Genomic DNA, 18590 nt, shown 5'->3' on the forward strand with positions numbered 1-18590 from the left:
ACGTGTCGGCCAATGCGTGAAAACTATGTCATGTAACTGGGTTCTGGCAAACCTTTCGTTTACCATGCGATGCATGACCGGAGAGTCCGCAAACCGCACCGGATGGACGTTCATCACCAACCACGCGCGCGTCCTTGCAGCCATCGCCGACGACCCGAGCGTGCGCATCCGCGACATCGCCGCTCACTGCCGGCTCACCGAGCGCGCCGTTCAGCGGATCATCTCGGATCTTGAGCAAGACGGTTATCTCTCCCACACCCGCGACGGACGCACGAACACCTACCGCATCAATGCGGAGAAGGTGCTGCGCCATCCGGCGGAAGCCCGCCTGACCGTCGCTTCACTGCTCTCACTCCTCGCGCAGGACGAGTCCGACCGCGACAGGGAGCCTTCCTTCCAGTAGTTGCTGCCGGCGGGGCACGGCTCCCGGCCGACGCGACAGGCGACCAGGCGAGGCCGGTCGGGCCGCCCGGATGGAGCCGGCCCGCCAGCGCGGCGAACGCGCTCGTCACACCGCTGGGCGTGTCCGCGGGGACCCACCAGACCGGGTTGTAGTGCTCACGGTGGCGGTGGGCGAAGTGCAGCGCGAGGGTGCTCTTGCCCGTCCCGCCGAGGCCGTGCACGACGGTCGGGGGTGTCGGCGGGCCGCCGCCCATCGCCGAGCGAAGCCGCGCCATGTCCGCATGGCGGCCGACGAACACGGGGCTGTGCGGCGCGGGCAGATTGTCCAGGCCGTCAGCGGCTCGCACCTCACCGGGTCCCCGGACGGCGGTGGCCGGCAGGTTGATGGTGCGGCTGTCGATCACGGTGCCGTCGCCGGTGCTGATGACACCTTGATCGGTGCCGACAGCCACGGCCCGCGCTCCGGCCGCCGCGACGCCGGGGCGGTCCGTCACCGCCCGGCCGTCCGTCACCGCGCGGCCGTCCGTCACCGCGCGGCCGTCCGTCACCGCGCGGCTGCCTGTCACCGCCCGCCGCCCGTCCGTCATTGTTCGTCCGCGTTCCCCGCTCGCGCGTCACCGCTGGACGGTGGCGCCGCTGCCCGTGCTGATGACCCCGGAGTTGTTCCGTACGGCGACGGCGCCGTCACCGGAGGCGGTGACGGCGCCGCCCGAGACGGGGAGCAGCCGCGCGAGGTCGGCGGTGAGCGCGGGATCGTCGAGCAGGGCCCGCTTGATGTGAGCGCGCAGCAACGCCTGGAAGTCCGCGTCGTCCGGCGCGTCGGCGAGGTTGCGGATCGCCGTCCCGATGTCGTCGCGGCTCTCCTCGCGGCGCCACAGCCGCTGCACGATGCGCCGTCCCAGCGAGACCGTCGCGTCGGCGGCCGAGTCCGTGGTCCGCGTCACCACGGCGCTTCCGTACGCCGCGACGGCCGCCGTCACGTACGGCCCCACCTCATACGTCGGCGCCCTCGTGCGTCGGGGCGCCCCGCGCCCTGAGCATGGCACGGAACGCCCGCCTCCAACCACCCTCCGGTGCCTCCTCGGCCCCGGTCCCGCCCCGCCCCGTCCCCGGCCTTGGTTGACGCCAGAAGGGTTATATGCGTGAGGTAGCGTATGTGTATGGGCCTCAAGCGGACCACGGTCTACGTGGAAGAGCAGGACCTCGCGGTCATCAAGGAAGCGGCCGCACGTCGGGGGGTGCCCGAAGCGGAGATAATCCGACGGGGGATCCACCTGGCGGCGATGGGTGAGCGCCGGTGGGAAGAACCATTGGACATGCCCACCTTCGACAGTGGTGATCCGACCCTGGCCAACCGTGTGCGGGAGATCCTTTACGACGACTCCCGCGCATCTGAGGAGTCCCACGAGGCTGACGGGGACCACAAGACTCACGGAGGCCACGGACAGCGCGGCGGCCATGGGGGCCACGCCGCGTGATCCTGATCGCCGATACGGGTGCGATGCTCGGGGCACTCGACCGGGCGCACCCGCAGCAGAAGCAGATTCAGCATGCCCTGGCCGAAGCAGGACTGGTCGTCATCCCTCCGACGGTGCTCACAGAGCTCGATCACATGGTCCGCAGAGCGGTCAAGGACCGGAGCGGTGGGAGGCGTCCGCACGAAGTACGGCAGTTGGGGGCGGAGGAGTCCCGGAGGACGCTCCAATGGATCCTGTCGCAGGTCGCACTGACCCGCATGGTGATCCCCGTCATCGACGAGAACATCCTCCGTACGGCCACCGTGGTGATGAACCGTTATGCGGGCCTCGCTGTCGATCTCACCGATGCCACCTGCGTCGCACTTGCCGAGGAGTACCGCACCGACTGCGTCTTCACCATCGACGAGCGGGACTTCCGTGCGATGCGTCCCCTCACCGGCCACGCCTCCTTCCGCCTGCTGCCGATGGACCTTTGATCAGCCGGTCCGCTGTGACCGGCGCGCTGCCACGGCATAGCCTCACTCCATGCCACCTGCCAAGAAGCGCCCGCGCGGTTACGACCCCGTCAGGACCCGGGCCGCCGTGCTCGCGCAGTTCGGGAACGTACGGGAGGCCGTGGGCGGGTTGTCGGAGCGGCAGCTGGCGCTGCCGGCCGGGCTCGGGGGCTGGAGCGTGCGGGAGCTGGTGGCGCACATCGCCATGGGCGTGGACTCCGTCAGCCGGTACATCGAGCAGCCCGCACCGTCCGGGGCGGGGAGCGGGCCCGCCGGTCCCGTCGTCGCGCTCACCGAGTGGCCCTTCGCCACCGCCCGGCACGCCGGCGCCATCTCCGAGGACGTGGCGGCCCTCGCCGCCTCGGCGGAGCCCGCCGAGCTGTTCGAGCGGGTCGCCGAGCGCGGCGCCGCGCTGTGGCCCGGGGCGTCCGGGGAGCGGGTGCTCGCGGTACGCGTCGGGGCCATGCGGCTCGCGGACTACGTGGTCACCCGCGCCGTCGAGCTCGTCGTCCACACCGACGACCTGAACCGGGCGGCCGGGCTGGGCATCCCGTACGACCGGCAGGCGCTCGCCGCCTGTACGCGGGTGCTCGCCGACGCCCTCGCGGTGAAGGCGCCCGGCGCGTCGACCGAGGTCCGGGTGGCGCCGTACGCCGTCGTGCAGTGTGTGGCCGGTCCCCGGCACACGCGTGGCACCCCGCCCAACGTGGTGGAGACCGACCCGCTGACCTGGGCCCGGCTGGCCACGGGCCGCACCACCTGGACCGAGGAGATCGACGCCGCGCGGGTCACCGCGAGCGGGGAGCGCGCCGACCTGGGCGGGCTGCTCCCCCTGATGCGGTGACGCCTTGATGCGGTGAGGCGCTGATGGGGTGACGGCTTGAGGCGGCGACTCCCTGACGCCCTGACGCCGCGCCAACACGCCCCCGCGAGGCCGCCGCACCCGCGATACCGCGACGTCGGGACACAGGACGGAACCGCGACCCCACCCCTCCCGTCCCATCGGCATGCGGAAACAGCAGATCATTCCTGTCACTGCCGTCACTACCGTCGCGCTGCTCTCCCTGGCCGCCTGCGGCACGGAGTCCGGGGCAGGGTCCGGATCCGGGTCGTCCGCCTCGAAGCAGGGCAAGGGGAGCGGTTCGGTACGTACCGACCTCCCGCTCACCGGCGTCCGCTGGGGCGTCGACAGCGTCACCGTCGACGGCAAGAAGGCCGTCCCGCCCGCCGGCGCGAGCGTGGAGATCGACGACCGGGGCCAGGCCAGCGCGCGTACGGGCTGCAACTCCATCGGTGCGCAGGTCACCGTCGACGGTGACACCGTCACCGTGGGCGACAAGCGCACCACGGAGATCGGCTGCGAGAAGGAACTCCAGGACTTCGAGAAGGCGCTGAACGGCGCGTTCTCCGGGAAGCTCACCGCGAAGGTCCAGGGCGAGGCGCAGGACAGGCGGCTCACCCTCACCACCTCCGACGGCACCGCCACCATCGCACTCAGCTCCCAGCCAGACTCCTCCCTCATCGGCACCAAGTGGAGCGTCAGCGCGCTGACCGACGGCGACGTCGCCGCCTCCCTGCCCCGGGGCACCGACGGCAAGGCGTACTTCACGTTCAGTGAGCAAGCCGGCAAGGAGGCCGGGATGGGCACAAACAAGTCCGAGGGCGCAAAGGACAAGGCCGGGGGCCCGAAGGGCAAGACCGAAGGCACCCTGAAGGGCAACCTCGGCTGCAACCGCTTCAGCGCCCCCGCCACCGTCTCCGGATCCACGATCAGCGTCGGGCGGATCGTCTCCACCCGGATGTCCTGCGCGGAGCCCGAGATGAAGCTCGAACAGCAGGTGAGGAAGGTACTGGAGGGACAGATCACATATGAGCTGCGCCACCGTTCCCTGACGCTCGAGACGGAGGGCGGACAGGGCCTCGACGCCGTCGCCGCCTCCCCGGAACCGTCCGGGAGGGCCGTCCCGCCACGGGCCTGACGCGCGTCCGGCGTACCGGCTGGCATGCGCCTGATCAGGCGGCTCCGCCACCCCCGCCGGAGCGCCCCGCCCGCGCCGGGCCCGTATCCCCAATTCGGACCAGTGGTCGATCTCGCCTACACTCGGTGGCGTGCCTCGTGGTGATGGACGACTCAACCACGACCTGCTCCCCGGCGAGAAGGGCCCCCAGGACGCATGCGGCGTCTTCGGAGTCTGGGCTCCGGGCGAAGAGGTCGCCAAGCTTACCTATTTCGGTCTGTATGCCTTGCAGCACCGTGGACAGGAGTCCGCGGGCATCGCAGTGAGCAACGGGTCCCAGATACTGGTCTTCAAGGACATGGGCCTGGTCTCCCAGGTCTTCGACGAAACGTCGCTCGGCTCGCTCCAGGGCCACCTCGCGGTGGGCCATGCCCGCTACTCCACCACCGGAGCCTCGGTGTGGGAGAACGCGCAGCCGACGTTCCGGGCGACGGCCCACGGCTCCATAGCGCTGGGCCACAACGGCAACCTGGTCAACACCGCCCGGCTCGCCGAGATGGTCGCCGACCTCCCCAAGGAGAACGGCCGGGCCACGCAGGTGGCCGCCACCAACGACACCGACCTGGTCACGGCGCTGCTGGCCGGGCAGACGGACGACGACGGCAAGCCCCTCACGGTCGAGGACGCCGCCGCCCGTGTCCTGCCCGAGGTCAAGGGCGCCTTCTCGCTCGTCTTCATGGACGAGGGAACGCTGTACGCGGCCCGCGACCCGCAGGGCATCCGCCCGCTGGTCCTGGGCCGGCTGGAGCGCGGCTGGGTGGTCGCCTCCGAGAGCGCCGCGCTGGACATCTGCGGTGCGGCCTTCGTCCGGGAGATCGAGCCGGGCGAGCTGATCGCGATCGACGAGAACGGTCTGCGCACCCAGCGATTCGCGGAAGCGAAGCCCAAGGGCTGCGTCTTCGAGTACGTGTACCTGGCCCGGCCGGACACCGACATCGCCGGCCGGAACGTCTACCTGTCCCGGGTCGAGATGGGCCGGAGACTGGCCGAGGAAGCCCCTGCCGAGGCCGACCTGGTCATCGCGACGCCCGAGTCCGGCACCCCCGCCGCGATCGGCTACGCCGAGGCCAGCGGTATCCCCTACGGCTCCGGGCTCGTCAAGAACGCCTACGTCGGCCGGACCTTCATCCAGCCGTCCCAGACCATCCGCCAGCTGGGCATCCGCCTGAAGCTGAACCCCCTCAAAGAGGTCATCCGCGGCAAGCGCCTGGTCGTGGTGGACGACTCCATCGTCCGCGGCAACACCCAGCGCGCCCTGGTCAAGATGCTCCGTGAGGCCGGCGCCGCCGAGGTGCACATCCGGATCTCGTCGCCGCCCGTGAAGTGGCCCTGCTTCTTCGGCATCGACTTCGCCACCCGCGCGGAGCTGATCGCCAACGGCATGACGGTCGAGGAGATCGGCGTCTCGATGGGCGCGGACTCCCTCGCCTACATCTCGATCGACGGGATGATCGAGGCCACGACCATCGCCAAGCCGAACCTCTGCCGGGCCTGCTTCGACGGCGAGTACCCGATGGACCTGCCCGACCCCGAGCTGCTCGGCAAGCGGCTGCTGGAGACGGAGCTGGCGGCGGGCACGGCGAACACGGCGGCGACCGACGCGCTGCGGCGCCCGTAGGACCGGCGCCCGCTCGCGTCCGCCTCAGTACGCTCATGTCCCGCCGATGCCCTCGCGTCCGCCCGCGCCGCCCGCCCGTGGCAGGCGCTCCCGTCCGCCCGTATGTCCGCGACAGCGCCACGCCGGGCGCCCGCAACAGCCCGTACGCCCCCGACACGCCGTACGCCCGTACCGCCCCGTCCGACGGTGACGGCGCACCTCACGTACCGTCCGACGACCGAACGCCGACAGGAAAGTAGCCAGCCATGTCCGAAACGACCACTGGTGCCAGCTATGCCGCCGCGGGCGTCGACATCGAAGCCGGAGACCGCGCGGTAGAGCTGATGAAGGAGTGGGTGAGGAAGACCCGCCGCCCCGAGGTCCTCGGTGGCCTCGGCGGCTTCGCCGGCCTCTTCGACGCGTCCGCCCTCAAGCGCTACGAGCGCCCGCTGCTCGCCTCCGCCACCGACGGTGTCGGTACGAAGGTCGACCTCGCCCGGAGGATGGGCGTGTACGACACGATCGGCCGCGACCTCGTCGGCATGGTGGTCGACGACCTGGTCGTCTGCGGGGCCGAGCCGCTGTTCATGACCGACTACATCTGTGTCGGCAAGGTCCACCCGGAGCGGGTCGCCGCCATCGTCAAGGGCATCGCCGAGGGCTGTGTCCTGGCCGGCTGCGCGCTGGTCGGCGGCGAGACCGCCGAGCACCCGGGGCTGCTCGGCGAGGACGACTTCGACGTCGCGGGCGCCGGTACGGGCGTGGTCGAGGCGGACCGGCTGCTGGGCCCGGAACGTATCCGTACGGGTGACGTGGTGGTCGCCATGGCGTCGTCCGGTCTTCACTCCAACGGGTACTCGCTCGTCCGGCACGTGGTCTTCGACCGGGCCGGCTGGGCGCTGGACCGGGAGGTGCCGGAGTTCGGCCGGACCCTCGGCGAGGAACTGCTGGAGCCCACCAAGATCTACTCGCTGGACTGTCTGGCGCTGACCCGGACCACCGAGGTGCACGCCTTCAGCCACATCACGGGCGGCGGACTCGCGGCCAACCTGGCCCGGGTCATCCCGGAGGAACTGCACGCCACGGTGGACCGCTCGACCTGGACGCCCGGCGCGGTCTTCGACGTCGTCGGTACGGCAGGCCGGGTGGAGCGCCTGGAGCTGGAGAAGACGCTGAACATGGGCGTCGGGATGATGGCCGTCGTCCCGGCCGAGTCGGCCGACGCCGCGCTCACCACGCTGGCGGACCGGGGGGTGGACGCCTGGGTCGCGGGAGAGATCACCGAGCGGGGCGACCACACGGAGGGCGCCGCGCTGACCGGCGACTACGCCGCCTGAGGCGGAGGCGGACACCGGTGCCGGGAAGGACCGACGGGACCGACGGGGCCGGCGGGATCGTCGGCCCCGCCGGGATCGTCGGCCCCGTCCGACCCCGCGGTCACGGACCGTGCCGGCTCACTGGCGTACGGGCAGCACAGAACCCGGTCCGGGGCGGTGGCCCCGGACCGGGTCCGCGAGGTACTGCTGCGAGGAAGACGGACGATCTGGACGTCAAGCGCCGCGGCGCTGCGTCGAGGGCCCGGCCTCGTCGTCCTCGTCCTCGTCGGTGTTGTACCGATCCGCGTACTGTGCGTACGGGTTGTCGTCCTCGTCGTCGTCCTCGAACGGCTCGCCGTTCGGCGGCTGGCTCGAGGTCGACGCGCCCAGCTCGTTGGCCAGACGCGACAGGTCAGTCCCGCCGCTGTTGTACTTCAGCTGGCGGGCGACCTTCGTCTGCTTGGCCTTGGCCCGGCCGCGCCCCATGGCTCGACCCCCTCGGTGACGGGGCTCGACGGCCCCAGAGTCTTGACACGCGTTCATGAATCAGAACGAGCTCCCCGCGGAGAGACCCGTCCGTAGGGCTTCAACGGTACCTGCTTCTGCGGCCATACGGTACGCCGCCCGCATGACGCGCCCTGGCGCAGGCCCGGCGAGGCGCCCCGTCCTCGCTGGTCAGCTGCGATTTTAACCTCTTCTGGGCGGGGCGACCCGCCGACCGGCGTGAGTCTCGTCTCCTGTACCGAGACGGGCTGCCCCTCGCGGGGCGTTCCATGTCATGGACGCGTCAATCACCACCCGCCCGCGTCGCCTCCAGTGTTGAGTTTCCGTCGTTCTTACGGCGATTTTCAGACACCATGGCGACGGGTACCGGCCGCCCCCGGCAAGGCCGACGCGCTTCCGCGGCGGCCGGCGCGCGGTCCGTGACGGCCGGTTCCGGGCGGCCCCGCGACGGTCAGCGCGAGCCGGCCTCCAGGGCCTGGGCCATCCGGTGCTCGGCGAGCCGGTCCGCCGCCGCGGCCGGCGGAATGCCGTCTGCCTTCGCACGTGCGAATATCCCCAGCGTCGTGTCGAAGATCTTCGCCGCCTTCGCCCGGCACCGCTCGAAGTCGAAACCGCGCAGTTCGTCGGCGACCTGGATCACACCGCCCGCGTTCACCACGTAGTCGGGCGCGTACAGGATGCCCCGGTCCGAGAGGTCCTTCTCGACGCCCGGGTGGGCGAGCTGGTTGTTGGCCGCGCCGCACACCACCGCGGCGGTCAGGACGGGCACCGACTCGTCGTTCAGCGCGCCGCCGAGCGCGCACGGCGAGTAGATGTCCAGGCCCTCCGTGCGGATCAGGGCGTCGTTGTCGGCCACGGCCGCCACCTGCGGATGGCGGTCGGTGATCGCCCGTACCGCCTGCTCCCGTACGTCCGTCACGACGACGTGGGCGCCGTCCTGGAGCAGGTGCTCCACCAGGTGGTGCCCGACCTTGCCGACGCCGGCGATGCCGACCGTGCGGTCCCGCAGCGACGGGTCGCCCCACCGGTGCTGGGCGCTCGCGCGCATGCCCTGGAAGACCCCGTAGGCGGTCAGGACCGAGGAGTCGCCCGCGCCCCCGTTCTCGGGGGACCGGCCCGTCGTCCAGCGGCATTCACGCGCGACCACGTCCATGTCCGCGACATAGGTGCCCACATCGCACGCCGTGACGTAACGGCCCCCCAGAGAGGCAACGAATCGGCCATAAGCGAGCAGAAGTCGCTCGGTCTTGATCTGTTCCGGATCGCCGATGATCACGGCCTTGCCGCCGCCGTGGTCCAGTCCCGCGAGGGCGTTCTTGTACGACATGCCGCGGGAGAGGTTCAGCGCGTCGGCGACGGCGTCCTCCTCGCTCGCGTACGGGTAGAAGCGCGTGCCGCCGAGGGCGGGGCCCAGGGCCGTCGAGTGAATGGCGATGACGGCCTTGAGGCCACTGGCACGGTCCTGGCAGAGCACGACTTGCTCATGGCCGCCCTGCTCGGAGCGGAACAGGGTGTGCAGCACATCGACAGGCACGCCGGTCACATCGGTCACGGTGGTGACTCCCAAGTACGAATCGGCGATGGGGAACGACCCTCCTGTGGGTGGGGAGGACCGCCGGGCGGGCGCGGCGGACACGCGCCGCGGGCCGGGCAAGCAAGAGCGTAAGTCCTCCGGGGGTGTGGATCAGCCGCAGTGCTGCGGATCACCCCCTTGCGGAGTACAGGCATGGGACGATGCGCCGCATGCCGGCGGTGTCTGCGATTCTCGTCCCTTACTCGTCCTACCTGCGGATCTACGAGCCGTTGGCGGCGTTCCCCGAGCCCGAGAGGGCGCACTGGGCGCGTTACGCCAAGCGGGACCGTACGCCGACCGCACAGGACGAACTACGGCGTTCCCTGGCCGATTTGGTGCCCACCCCACCGGTCCCCGTGCCGGTCCACGAGAGCGGCGACGCGTTCGTCACCGAGGTGGACGGCGTGGTGTGCGTGTGCCCGTGGCGGACCCGGCTGCGCGGCTGGCTGGCGCTGGAGGAGTTGAGGGAACAGCTCCCGGCGCCGCTGCTGGACGCCGTGCTGCCCCCGGTCGTGCGCGGCCAGGCGGCGGCCGACTACGAGCGCTGGCGGGAGGGCAATCCGGACGCCCGGCCCTGGATCAGGACGGCGGTCTGGCAGGTGCCGGCGCGCTGGTTCGCGCTGTTCTCGGACGACGAGCGGCTGTACGAGGCGGGCGGTACCGGAGCCGGGAGCGACGGCGGCGGGGCCGCCCCGGTGCTGCGCTACCGGACGCCGATGGTGCAGGCCAGGCGGCGTCTCGCCCGCGCGCTGAAGACGCTGCGGGACACGATGGACGACGGGCCGCTGATCGAGGGGCTGGTGGACGTGGGGCGGTGGCTGGAGGAGTTCCACCCGCGCTCGCTGGTCGAACTGGACTACGGCGGGCTGGTGCACGCCCTGCCCGAGTCCGCACTCGCCGAGGACCGCTCGGCGGCCGACGTGGCCGCCGCGATCGCCGCGCTGCGGGACGGCGACGGCGAGGGCGCGGGGGAGGCGTACGGGCGGCTCATGGAGCGCTGGCGGGCCGTGCGGGAGCGGCAGTTCGCCAACTGAGCGGTCGATCGTCCGCCGACTGGCTGGTTCGTCCACCGTCCCCCGGGAAAGCCCTTACCCTTTGTGATCCGTGACTCACGAGGCTCACGGGTTTCGCGAGAACCATGAGGCTCCATGAAATTCATGTAACCCATGCGACTCGTGGGGTTTCTGTGAGCTCATGAGTCACTGAGGTGTGCGTGACTGGTGTTACGTGGCTTACGTGGCTCACGCGGTTCGTCGCCCCGGGGGGAGGGGCGGAGGTCCTGATCCGGGCTTTTGCCTCAAGCGTGATGGACCGCACTAACAGGGCTCTTGCGCCCATCGCCCACCCTCGTGTCAAAATAGGACAAGGAGTCCGGGGAGGGTTCCTTCCGTCCAACCATGGGCGGAATGCTCGGCATTGCCACTCTATATGGGGGGTCCGGTGACTCCTGATCACTGTGTGACTGATCGTATCTGTGACGTGACTGTCCGCTATGGCATGGTCCATCGGCTTCCGCCGCTGATGAACACCTCAGAGGGCAATTCCATCGGTTTGGCCGACGTGGCTGGACGGATGGTGTAGTTGTAGTGCCGAGGACAAGCCGTTCGTCCTATAACCGACTCGGCCCGCGTCTGCCATTTCGGGCAACGTGGGTCAAGGTGCAGAATTTAGAGGAAAGAACCGAGATCGTTCGGTTCTCCCGAGGAGGCCGCTCATGACCGCTCGCACCCCTGAAGCTGAGGCGCTGCTGACTCCGGCTGAGGTTGCCACGATGTTCCGCGTGGACCCGAAGACGGTCACGCGCTGGGCAAAGGCCGGCAAGCTCACGTCCATCCGTACCCTCGGTGGGCATCGTCGGTACCGCGAGGCAGAGGTCCGCGCACTGCTCGCGGGTATCCCGCAGCAGCGCAGCGAGGCCTGAAAACCCCCATCCGAGCCCTTTTCGGGCTCATGACCAGGGTGCAGCCGGGCCCCCCAATCTCGGTCGTTCCCGCCCCATAGCTCCACACGACGGGCGCCTGCCCCAACAGGCCCCATGCCCAGGCAACATGGGTACGTCGTCGACCGCGCTGGACTCCGCCGGGTCCAGCGCGGTCTTTTTTCATGTCCCGGGGAGGCGGGAGTCGAGGCCCTGTTGACGGTGCGGGGAGGGCTGGGGAGGGCTTGGGGAGGAGTGGGGAGGGGGCCGGGGGGTGGATCGGGAGCCTTGGTGGGATGGTGGGCAGAGGGCTGAAAAGAGGGTGCAATTGCACATATTAAATTGGTGGTTTGTATGGACCCGGTAAATGCCCTCTTTTTCGGAACGGATTCGGTGATGCCCGTCACATGGCAAGTCTCTTGCCAAGAGGGGGCGCTTCCACTAATGGATCTTGAGGATTCCTAGGCCGATGGAGCGGAGTCCGGGAGACCGGTCGTGAAGATCTGGTCGCCGGGGACGGTCGTGGGAACGGGGACGCGGGGGGCGGTCGCGAGGGCCGGCCCGCGGTCCGGACGGCGCGCTACCGGCTGTCGGTCAACCGGCCCGCGAAGAAGCCCCCTTCGAGGAAACCGTCGTCGATGCCGTCCTCGGCCGACCTGCGCTCTCCGGCGAGCCGTTGGAGGCGGTGGCAGATGGCGCAGGCGCCGGTGCGGTGCGGATGCCCGGAGGCCGCCGCCAGGCCGGACGCGGCCACCAGATGGGCGCGCAGCAACGCGCCGGTCTCGTGCTTCGTCGTCGATGCGGTCACGCCACCACCCCCGGTGTGGGTCCCCGGGATGCGATGAGCGGGACCCTGATGCTTGAGTACCCCCCGGCCGTTGGCGTCGTCAAGACAGGAATGGCAAGGCCCACCCGATTTGGGGGCGCCATTACTGCCGCGTTACCGCGCCGTCGACGGCACTTGCCGTATGCAATGGGGTCCGATTCATACAGCCGTCTACGCGCCAAGGAGACGCGCGAGGGAGGGCGAACGGCTCGCGACGGCGTCCCGGCGGCGCGCGAGGCAGCACTTTCCGGCCTCTTCGGGCGGCGGGTGCCGGGCCTGTTTCCGCATGGCGGTGCCGTCGGCGTTCGTTGTGTCCAGGTGTTCGGGCATGCGAAAGGGCCCGCGTCTTAGGGAAGACGTGGGCCCTTTCGTTACTGCGGTCCTGACGGGATTTGAACCCGCGGCCTCCACCTTGACAGGGTGGCGAGCACTCCAAACTGCTCCACAGGACCAGACGGCCGCCACACCAGCGGATTCACCGGACCGTTCCGTCCGATCGCCCGCTGTTCCGTGGCTGCGAGGAAGACTGTACAGCAGCTCAGAGGGTGCGGTCGAACTGAGGACGCGCGGCTCACTCCGGCCGGGCCGGAGGCCGCTCGCGCCACGCCGCGACCGCGTTCCGGCACGGCCCCCCGCCACCGCCGCGGCCTCGCTACGGCACGGCCGCGTCGATCGCCTTCATGATCCGCTTGTCCGAGACGGGGTACGCCGTGCCCAGGGCGTGCGCGAAGTAGCTCACCCGCAGCTCCTCGATCATCCAGCGGATGTCCAGGACCTGCTGCGGGACCGGCCGCCCCTGGGGCAGCTGCTCCAGCAGCCAGGCGTACTCGTCCCGCATCTCGTGGACCTTCTCCATGCGCGTGGTGTCGCGCTGGACACTCGTCGGCATCTGTTGCAGCCGGCGGTCGACGGCCACGAGATAGCGCATCAGGTCCGGCAGCCGGCGCAGCCCCGCGCGGGTGACGAAGCCAGCCGGTACGAGGCCCGTCAGCTGCTCCCTGACGTCCTGGACGTTCTTGACCAGGGCCGGGCTGCTCGTGGCCTTCAGACGGCGCTCACAGGCCTGCCAGGCGGCCAGGACCTGCCGTACCTGGTCCACCGCCCGCACCGTCGCGTCCACCAGGTCCGCGCGCACCTTGTCGTACAGCGCCCGGAACGACGCCTCGTCCCAGGCCGGGCCCCCGTGGTCCGCGATCAGTTTGTCGGCGGCGGCCGTCGCGCAGTCGTCGAACAGCGCCTGGACCGAGCCGTGCGGATTGCTCGACAGCGCCAGCTTCTGCTGGTTGGTGAGCCTGTCCGAGGCGAACTTCGCCGGATTGACCGGGATGTTCAGCAGGATCAGCCGCCGGGTGCCCGCCCACATCGCCTGCCGCTGCTCGGCCTCGGTGTCGAAGAGCCGTACGGCCACGCTCGCGCCCTCGTCGACCAGCGCCGGGTACGCCTTGACGGGCTGGCCCGCCCGCCGTGTCTCGAAGACCCGCTCCAGCGTGCCGATCGTCCAGTCGGTCAGCCCCGTCCGCTCGACGGCCGCGCCGCCCGTCCGCTCCGCGGTGGCCGCGGCGGCCTTGGAGAGCGCCTGCCGGGCCTTGGGGCGCAGTTTCAGCCGCAGGGCCTCCAGGTCCTTGTCCTCGGCGATCCCGCGCCGCCGTTCGTCCACGATCCGGAAGGTGACCTTGAGGTGGTCGGGCACCCGGGACAGGTCGAAGTCGTCGGCCGTGACCGGGACGCCGACCATCCGCTTCAGCTCGCGGGCCAGCGTGGCGGGCAGCGGCTCCGCCAAGGGGTCGGGGAGGGAGGCGACACGCTCCAGGAACGCCTTCGCGTAGTTCGGCGCGGGCACGTAGTGGCGGCGGATCGGCTTGGGCAGCGAGCGGATCAGCTCCATGACCACCTCCTCGCGCAGGCCCGGGATCTGCCAGTCGAACCCCTCGTCGGAGACCTGGTTGAGCACCTGGAGCGGGATGTGGACGGTCACGCCGTCCGCGTCCGTACCCGGCTCGAACTGGTACGTCACCCGGAACTTCAGCCGGCCCTGGCGCCAGGAGTCCGGATAGTCGTCCTTCGTGACCGCCCCGGCCTTGTCGTTGATGAGCATCGACCGCTCGAAGTCGAGCAGTTCGGGCTCCTCCCGGCGCTTCTTCTTCCACCAGGAGTCGAAGTGCGCGCCGGAGACCACCTCGTCCGGCACCCGCCGGTCGTAGAAGTCGTACAGGGTCTCGTCGTCCACGAGGATGTCGCGGCGCCTGGCCCGGTGCTCCAGCTCCTCGACCTCGCCGAGGAGTTTGCGGTTGTCATGGAAGAACTGGTGGTGCGTACGCCAGTCGCCCTCCACGAGCGCGTGCCGGATGAACAGCTCGCGCGAGATCTCCGGGTCGATCCGGCCGTAGTTGACCTTGCGCTGCGCGACGATCGGCACCCCGTAGAGGGTCACCTTCTCGTACGCCATCACGGCCGCCATGTCCTTCTCCCAGTGCGGCTCGCTGTACGTACGCTTCAGCAGGTGGCCGGCCAGCGGCTCGATCCACTCGGGCTCGACCTTCGCGTTGACCCGCGCCCACAGCCGGGAGGTCTCCACCAGCTCGGCGGACATCACGAAGCGCGGCGGCTTCTTGAACAGCGCGGAACCGGGGAAGACGGCGAACTTCGCGCCGCGCGCGCCCAGGTACTCGTTCTTCGCGCCGTCCTTCACGTCCTTCATGCCGATGTGCGACAGCAAACCGGCGAGCAACGACACGTGGACGGCCTGGTCCGCCGCGTCGTCCTCGTTGAGATGGATGCCCATCTGCTTGGCGACCGTACGGAGCTGGGAGTAGATGTCCTGCCACTCCCGGATCCGCAGGAAGTTCAGGTACTCCGCCTTGCACATCCGGCGGAAGGCCGACGAGGACAGCGCCTTCTGCTGCTCCCGCACGTACCGCCAGAGGTTGAGGAAGGCCAGGAAGTCCGATGTCTCGTCCTTGAAGCGGGCATGGCTCTGGTCGGCCTGGGCCTGCTTCTCGGCCGGGCGCTCGCGCGGGTCCTGGATGGAGAGCGCGGCGGCGATCACCATCACCTCGCGCACACAGCCGTTGCGGTCGGCCTCGATGACCATGCGGGCGAGCCGCGGGTCCACGGGCAGCTGGGAGAGCTTGCGGCCGAGTGGCGTCAGCCTCTTCGAGGAGTCCTTCCGGGAACCCCGGCGGGAGTCTTCCCGGGGGCCCTTCCGGGACTCCCGCACGGGCTGCTCGGCGTCCTGCCGTACGGCCTGCTCCGCCTCCTGCTCCTGCCGTGCCGCCTGTCCCGATTCCTGCCGTGCCGCCTGGGCGACGTCGAACGCGCCCAGTTCCTGGAGCAGTTGCACACCGTCCCGGATGTTGCGGTGGTCCGGCGGGTCGATGAAGGGGAACTTCTCGATGTCCCCGAGGCCGGCGGCGGTCATCTGGAGGATGACGGACGCCAGGTTCGTCCGGAGGATCTCGGCGTCCGTGAACTCCGGGCGCGACTCGAAGTCCTCCTCCGAGTACAGCCGGATACAGATGCCGTCGGACGTACGGCCGCACCGGCCCTTGCGCTGGTTGGCGCTGGCCTGCGAGATCCGTTCGATCGGCAGGCGCTGGACCTTCGTGCGGTGGCTGTAGCGCGAGATACGGGCGGTGCCCGGGTCGATCACGTACTTGATGCCGGGCACGGTCAGCGAGGTCTCGGCGACGTTCGTGGCCAGCACGATCCTGCGGCCGCTGTGGCGCTGGAAGACGCGGTGCTGCTCGGCGTGCGAGAGGCGCGCGTACAGGGGCAGGACCTCGGTGTTCCTGAGCCTGCGCTTCTCCAGGGCGTCGGCGGTGTCACGGATCTCGCGCTCGCCGGAGAGGAAGACGAGGATGTCGCCGGGCCCCTCGGCCTGGAGCTCGTCCACGGCCTCGGAGATGGCGGTGATCTGGTCGCGGTCGCCCTCGTCGCCGTCCTCCTCCAGGAGGGGGCGGTAGCGGACCTCCACGGGGTAGGTGCGGCCGGACACCTCGATGACGGGGGCGGCGGCCCCGGCGGGGCCCGCCGGGCCGGGGCCGGCGACAAGGCCGCCGGCCGTGGGGGCCGCCGGGCCGGGGCCGGTACCGGTCGCCTCGACGGTGCCGGTCGCGGTCGCGGTGCCGGGGTCCTTCGCGGTGCCGGTGCCCTTCGCGTCGCCGGGGCCCGGCACGTCGCCCGGGCCGTTCGGGCCGCGCGAGCCCACGGTGGCGAAACCGCCGAAGTGGCGGGCGAAGCGCTCCGGATCGATGGTCGCGGAGGTGATGACGACCTTGAGGTCCGGCCGTCTGGGCAGCAGCTGGGCGAGGTAGCCGAGCAGGAAGTCGATGTTCAGGCTGCGCTCGTGGGCCTCGTCGATGATGATCGTGTCGTACGCGCGCAGTTCGCGGTCCGTCTGGATCTCGGCGAGCAGGATGCCGTCGGTCATCAGCTTGATGAACGTCGTGTCCTGGTTCACCTGGTCCGTGAACCGGACCTTCCAGCCGACGGCCTCACCGAGCGGGGTGTCCAACTCCTCCGCGACGCGCTCCGCGACCGTACGGGCGGCGATCCTGCGGGGCTGGGTGTGCCCGATCATGCCCCGGACGCCCCGGCCCAGCTCCAGACAGATCTTGGGGATCTGCGTGGTCTTGCCGGAGCCGGTCTCGCCCGCCACGATCACGACCTGGTGGTCGCGTATCGCCTTGAGGATCGCGTCCTTCTTCTGGCTGACCGGAAGCGCCTCGGGGTACGAGATCCTGGGCACCCGGGCCCCGCGCAGCCGCGTCCGCTCGGCGGCCTTCTCGGCCTCGCCGGCGATCTCGTCCAGCACGGCCTGCCGCGCCTCGGGTTTACGAATGCGCCGGGCGCCTTCCAGTCGGCGGCCCAGCCGGTGTGCGTCACGGAGCGAGGCGTCGGCGAGCAGGGTCTGGAGGTCGGCGAAGGAAGTAGACATACCGAAACCAGGATCTCATTGGGCGCGCGCGGCTTGCGAACGCATTTCGCGCGGCGGTACGGGATGCCCCGGACAGGCGTCGGCGGCCGGTACGGAACGGCCGTGATACCCCGGGCTCGCGCGCAGGCCCAAGGGGGCGCGGGGGGCGCGTTCCGGCGGACTTCGGTGGCGGTGGTGACCGGACGGGCCCCAGCGCGGGCAACCCCGCACCCGCGGCTGACGACCGACCACACCAGCGGGCCGGGTCCGCTACGTTGGCTTCGGGACCAGGAGCACGAAGCAGAGGAGGCGGCATGTCGGCGGGCGCAGCCGAGGGATCTCAATTCAACCTGCCCGAGACCCTGAGCTGGGAGGAATTCCAGCAGCTTCCGGACGACATCGCCGAGGGGATCGAGCTTTGGCAGGGCAGGGTCGTGTGGAACAGGCGCGGCCCACTGGAGCACCAGCGATTCGCCGTGCGCATGCGCAACGCGCTCGAGGCTGACGCCCGCCGCGCCAAGCGGGAGGAGACCAGCGGCAAGGAGCAGCGCTGCTGGCAGGTCGAAGTGGAGACCAACGTCTTCTTCACACCCGACAGGTCCAGCTTCCTCACCCCCGACTTCCTGGTCCGCCGCTGCCTGCCCCGCGGCGCCGACACCTTCGCCGCCGACACCATCCTTGTGGGTGAGGTGCTCTCCGGTTCGGATACCCCCAAGCGCAGGCAGTGGAAGATGGACCGGTACGCGGAGGCCGCCATCCCCTGGTACTGGGAGATCGAGCTCGACTCCGGCAGGACCTGGGACATCACCTCGGTGCGGGCGTACGAGCTGGTCACCATCGACCGGACCGGGCTTGCCGTCAAACCGCTGCGCCCTTCGGTGTACGTACCCGTGGGTGAGTGGGAGCCGGACGGCCTCGGTATCGAGTTCCCCGAGCCCTTCGCCCTGAGCATCGCTTGGGAGGATCTGGCGTTCTAGTGCCGCGACCGGCAACGTTTGCCCCGTCGCGACGCCCGGCACGCGCGCTCGCCGCGTTGGCCAGAAGTCCAGGTAGCTCCGCTACATGGGCTTCTGGCCGCCTTGCGATCACACGCACCGTCCGAGTATCTCGGCGAGGGGCGCTCCGCCCGCGGGAGACACCAGAAAGCTCCGGACGTCATACTGTCCGGAGCTTTCCTTGACGCTAGTGGCTGGGGCCGGGATCGAACCGGCGACCTATCGCTTTTCAGGCGATCGCTCGTACCAACTGAGCTACCCAGCCACGCAACCTCGCGGTTGCAAGCGGTCCTGACGGGATTTGAACCCGCGGCCTCCACCTTGACAGGGTGGCGAGCACTCCAAACTGCTCCACAGGACCAAACAATGTGCGAGCACCAGTCTCGCACACGGTGTTGCGTGCCCCCAACGGGATTCGAACCCGTGCTACCGCCTTGAAAGGGCGGCGTCCTGGGCCACTAGACGATGAGGGCTAAGGGCCCGCCTGGGCGCTTTGCAGCGCGTCGGGGACGTGAGAAGCATATGGGATGGCGGGAGCGATCGCCAAAACGCTT

Annotated in this window: 16 protein-coding genes and 4 tRNA genes; 10 read left to right on the plus strand and 10 right to left on the minus strand. The window is 70.2% G+C overall.

Translation table 11 applies throughout. The annotated features are described in order from the left end of the window. Positions 1-73: 73 nt before the first annotated feature. On the plus strand, positions 74-403 hold the full coding sequence (locus ACU6P3_RS17630; protein WP_344279567.1) for a helix-turn-helix transcriptional regulator: 330 nt from the start codon (positions 74-76) through the stop codon (positions 401-403). Here ACU6P3_RS17630 and ACU6P3_RS33600 read toward each other — a convergent pair. After that, a complete protein-coding gene (locus ACU6P3_RS33600) occupies positions 288-989 on the minus strand; it encodes an AAA family ATPase (protein ID WP_514414736.1) in 702 nt (233 codons plus the stop codon). The two genes, ACU6P3_RS17630 and ACU6P3_RS33600, sit on opposite strands and share 116 nt — an antisense overlap. A gap of 27 nt (positions 990-1016) precedes the next feature. Continuing rightward, entirely contained in the window at positions 1017-1382 is a 366-nt protein-coding gene (locus ACU6P3_RS17635; protein WP_447193152.1) for a hypothetical protein, read from the minus strand. 180 nt (positions 1383-1562) lie between these two features. Here ACU6P3_RS17635 and ACU6P3_RS17640 point away from each other — a divergent pair, with 180 nt between their 5' ends. From ACU6P3_RS17640 to purM, 6 genes are all read left to right on the plus strand, one after another. Beyond that, a complete protein-coding gene (locus tag ACU6P3_RS17640; protein WP_344279576.1) occupies positions 1563-1880 on the plus strand; it encodes a ribbon-helix-helix domain-containing protein in 318 nt (105 codons plus the stop codon). Further along, entirely contained in the window at positions 1877-2356 is a 480-nt protein-coding gene (locus ACU6P3_RS17645) for a PIN domain-containing protein (protein WP_447193153.1), read from the plus strand. Before ACU6P3_RS17640 ends, ACU6P3_RS17645 begins: the two co-directional genes overlap by 4 nt. 49 nt (positions 2357-2405) lie before the next feature. Next, the gene (locus ACU6P3_RS17650; protein ID WP_447193154.1) at positions 2406-3218 is read left to right on the plus strand and encodes a maleylpyruvate isomerase family mycothiol-dependent enzyme; all 813 of its coding nucleotides are present in this window, start codon (positions 2406-2408) and stop codon (positions 3216-3218) included. A gap of 163 nt (positions 3219-3381) precedes the next feature. Continuing rightward, positions 3382-4353, plus strand: a complete 972-nt coding sequence (locus ACU6P3_RS17655; protein WP_447193155.1) for an META domain-containing protein — start codon at positions 3382-3384, stop codon at positions 4351-4353. Positions 4354-4483: 130 nt separating this feature from the next. Next, a complete protein-coding gene (gene purF / locus ACU6P3_RS17660) occupies positions 4484-6010 on the plus strand; it encodes an amidophosphoribosyltransferase (RefSeq protein ID WP_030743970.1) in 1527 nt (508 codons plus the stop codon). A 245-nt stretch (positions 6011-6255) separates the two neighbouring features. Then, a complete protein-coding gene (purM, locus tag ACU6P3_RS17665; RefSeq protein WP_447193156.1) occupies positions 6256-7326 on the plus strand; it encodes a phosphoribosylformylglycinamidine cyclo-ligase in 1071 nt (356 codons plus the stop codon). Between the two features lie 213 nt (positions 7327-7539). Here purM and ACU6P3_RS17670 read toward each other — a convergent pair whose 3' ends face one another. Together ACU6P3_RS17670 and ACU6P3_RS17675 are read right to left on the minus strand one after the other, a co-directional pair. Next, positions 7540-7791 carry a DUF3073 domain-containing protein gene (locus tag ACU6P3_RS17670; protein WP_030743966.1) on the minus strand — a complete coding sequence of 84 codons (252 nt, stop codon included), beginning with the start codon at positions 7789-7791 and terminating at the stop codon, positions 7540-7542. 469 nt (positions 7792-8260) lie between these two features. Then, the gene (locus ACU6P3_RS17675; protein WP_447193157.1) at positions 8261-9361 is read right to left on the minus strand and encodes a Leu/Phe/Val dehydrogenase; all 1101 of its coding nucleotides are present in this window, start codon (positions 9359-9361) and stop codon (positions 8261-8263) included. Positions 9362-9552: 191 nt separating this feature from the next. Between ACU6P3_RS17675 and ACU6P3_RS17680 the strand changes: the two genes are divergently transcribed. After that, positions 9553-10416 carry a DUF8083 family protein gene (locus tag ACU6P3_RS17680; RefSeq protein WP_030743962.1) on the plus strand — a complete coding sequence of 288 codons (864 nt, stop codon included), beginning with the start codon at positions 9553-9555 and terminating at the stop codon, positions 10414-10416. Between the two features lie 680 nt (positions 10417-11096). Further along, positions 11097-11303: a developmental transcriptional regulator BldC gene (bldC, locus tag ACU6P3_RS17685; RefSeq protein ID WP_030743960.1), complete on the plus strand. Its 207-nt coding sequence runs from the start codon at positions 11097-11099 to the stop codon at positions 11301-11303. A 577-nt stretch (positions 11304-11880) separates the two neighbouring features. Here bldC and ACU6P3_RS17690 read toward each other — a convergent pair. The 3 genes from ACU6P3_RS17690 to hrpA all read right to left on the minus strand — a co-directional run bounded on the left by ACU6P3_RS17690 (position 11881) and on the right by hrpA (position 17062). After that, the gene (locus ACU6P3_RS17690) at positions 11881-12108 is read right to left on the minus strand and encodes a DUF6274 family protein (RefSeq protein WP_447193158.1); all 228 of its coding nucleotides are present in this window, start codon (positions 12106-12108) and stop codon (positions 11881-11883) included. Between the two features lie 395 nt (positions 12109-12503). Beyond that, a tRNA-Asp gene (locus ACU6P3_RS17695) sits at positions 12504-12578 on the minus strand. Positions 12579-12778: 200 nt separating this feature from the next. Further along, positions 12779-17062, minus strand: a complete 4284-nt coding sequence (gene hrpA, locus ACU6P3_RS17700; protein WP_447193159.1) for an ATP-dependent RNA helicase HrpA — start codon at positions 17060-17062, stop codon at positions 12779-12781. Between the two features lie 293 nt (positions 17063-17355). Between hrpA and ACU6P3_RS17705 the strand changes: the two genes are divergently transcribed. Beyond that, complete coding sequence (locus ACU6P3_RS17705) at positions 17356-18018, plus strand: Uma2 family endonuclease (RefSeq protein WP_447193160.1); 663 nt, start codon at positions 17356-17358, stop codon at positions 18016-18018. Positions 18019-18227: 209 nt separating this feature from the next. On the opposite strand, the gene ACU6P3_RS17710 is transcribed toward ACU6P3_RS17705, so the two are convergent. From ACU6P3_RS17710 to ACU6P3_RS17720, 3 genes are all read right to left on the minus strand, one after another. After that, positions 18228-18301: transfer RNA gene (locus tag ACU6P3_RS17710), tRNA-Phe, on the minus strand. 21 nt (positions 18302-18322) lie between these two features. Next, positions 18323-18397 (minus strand) — tRNA-Asp (locus ACU6P3_RS17715). Positions 18398-18436: 39 nt separating this feature from the next. Continuing rightward, positions 18437-18509, minus strand: a tRNA-Glu gene (locus ACU6P3_RS17720). Positions 18510-18590: the final 81 nt, after the last annotated feature.

It is taken from the genome of Streptomyces hebeiensis, from assembly GCF_052983195.1.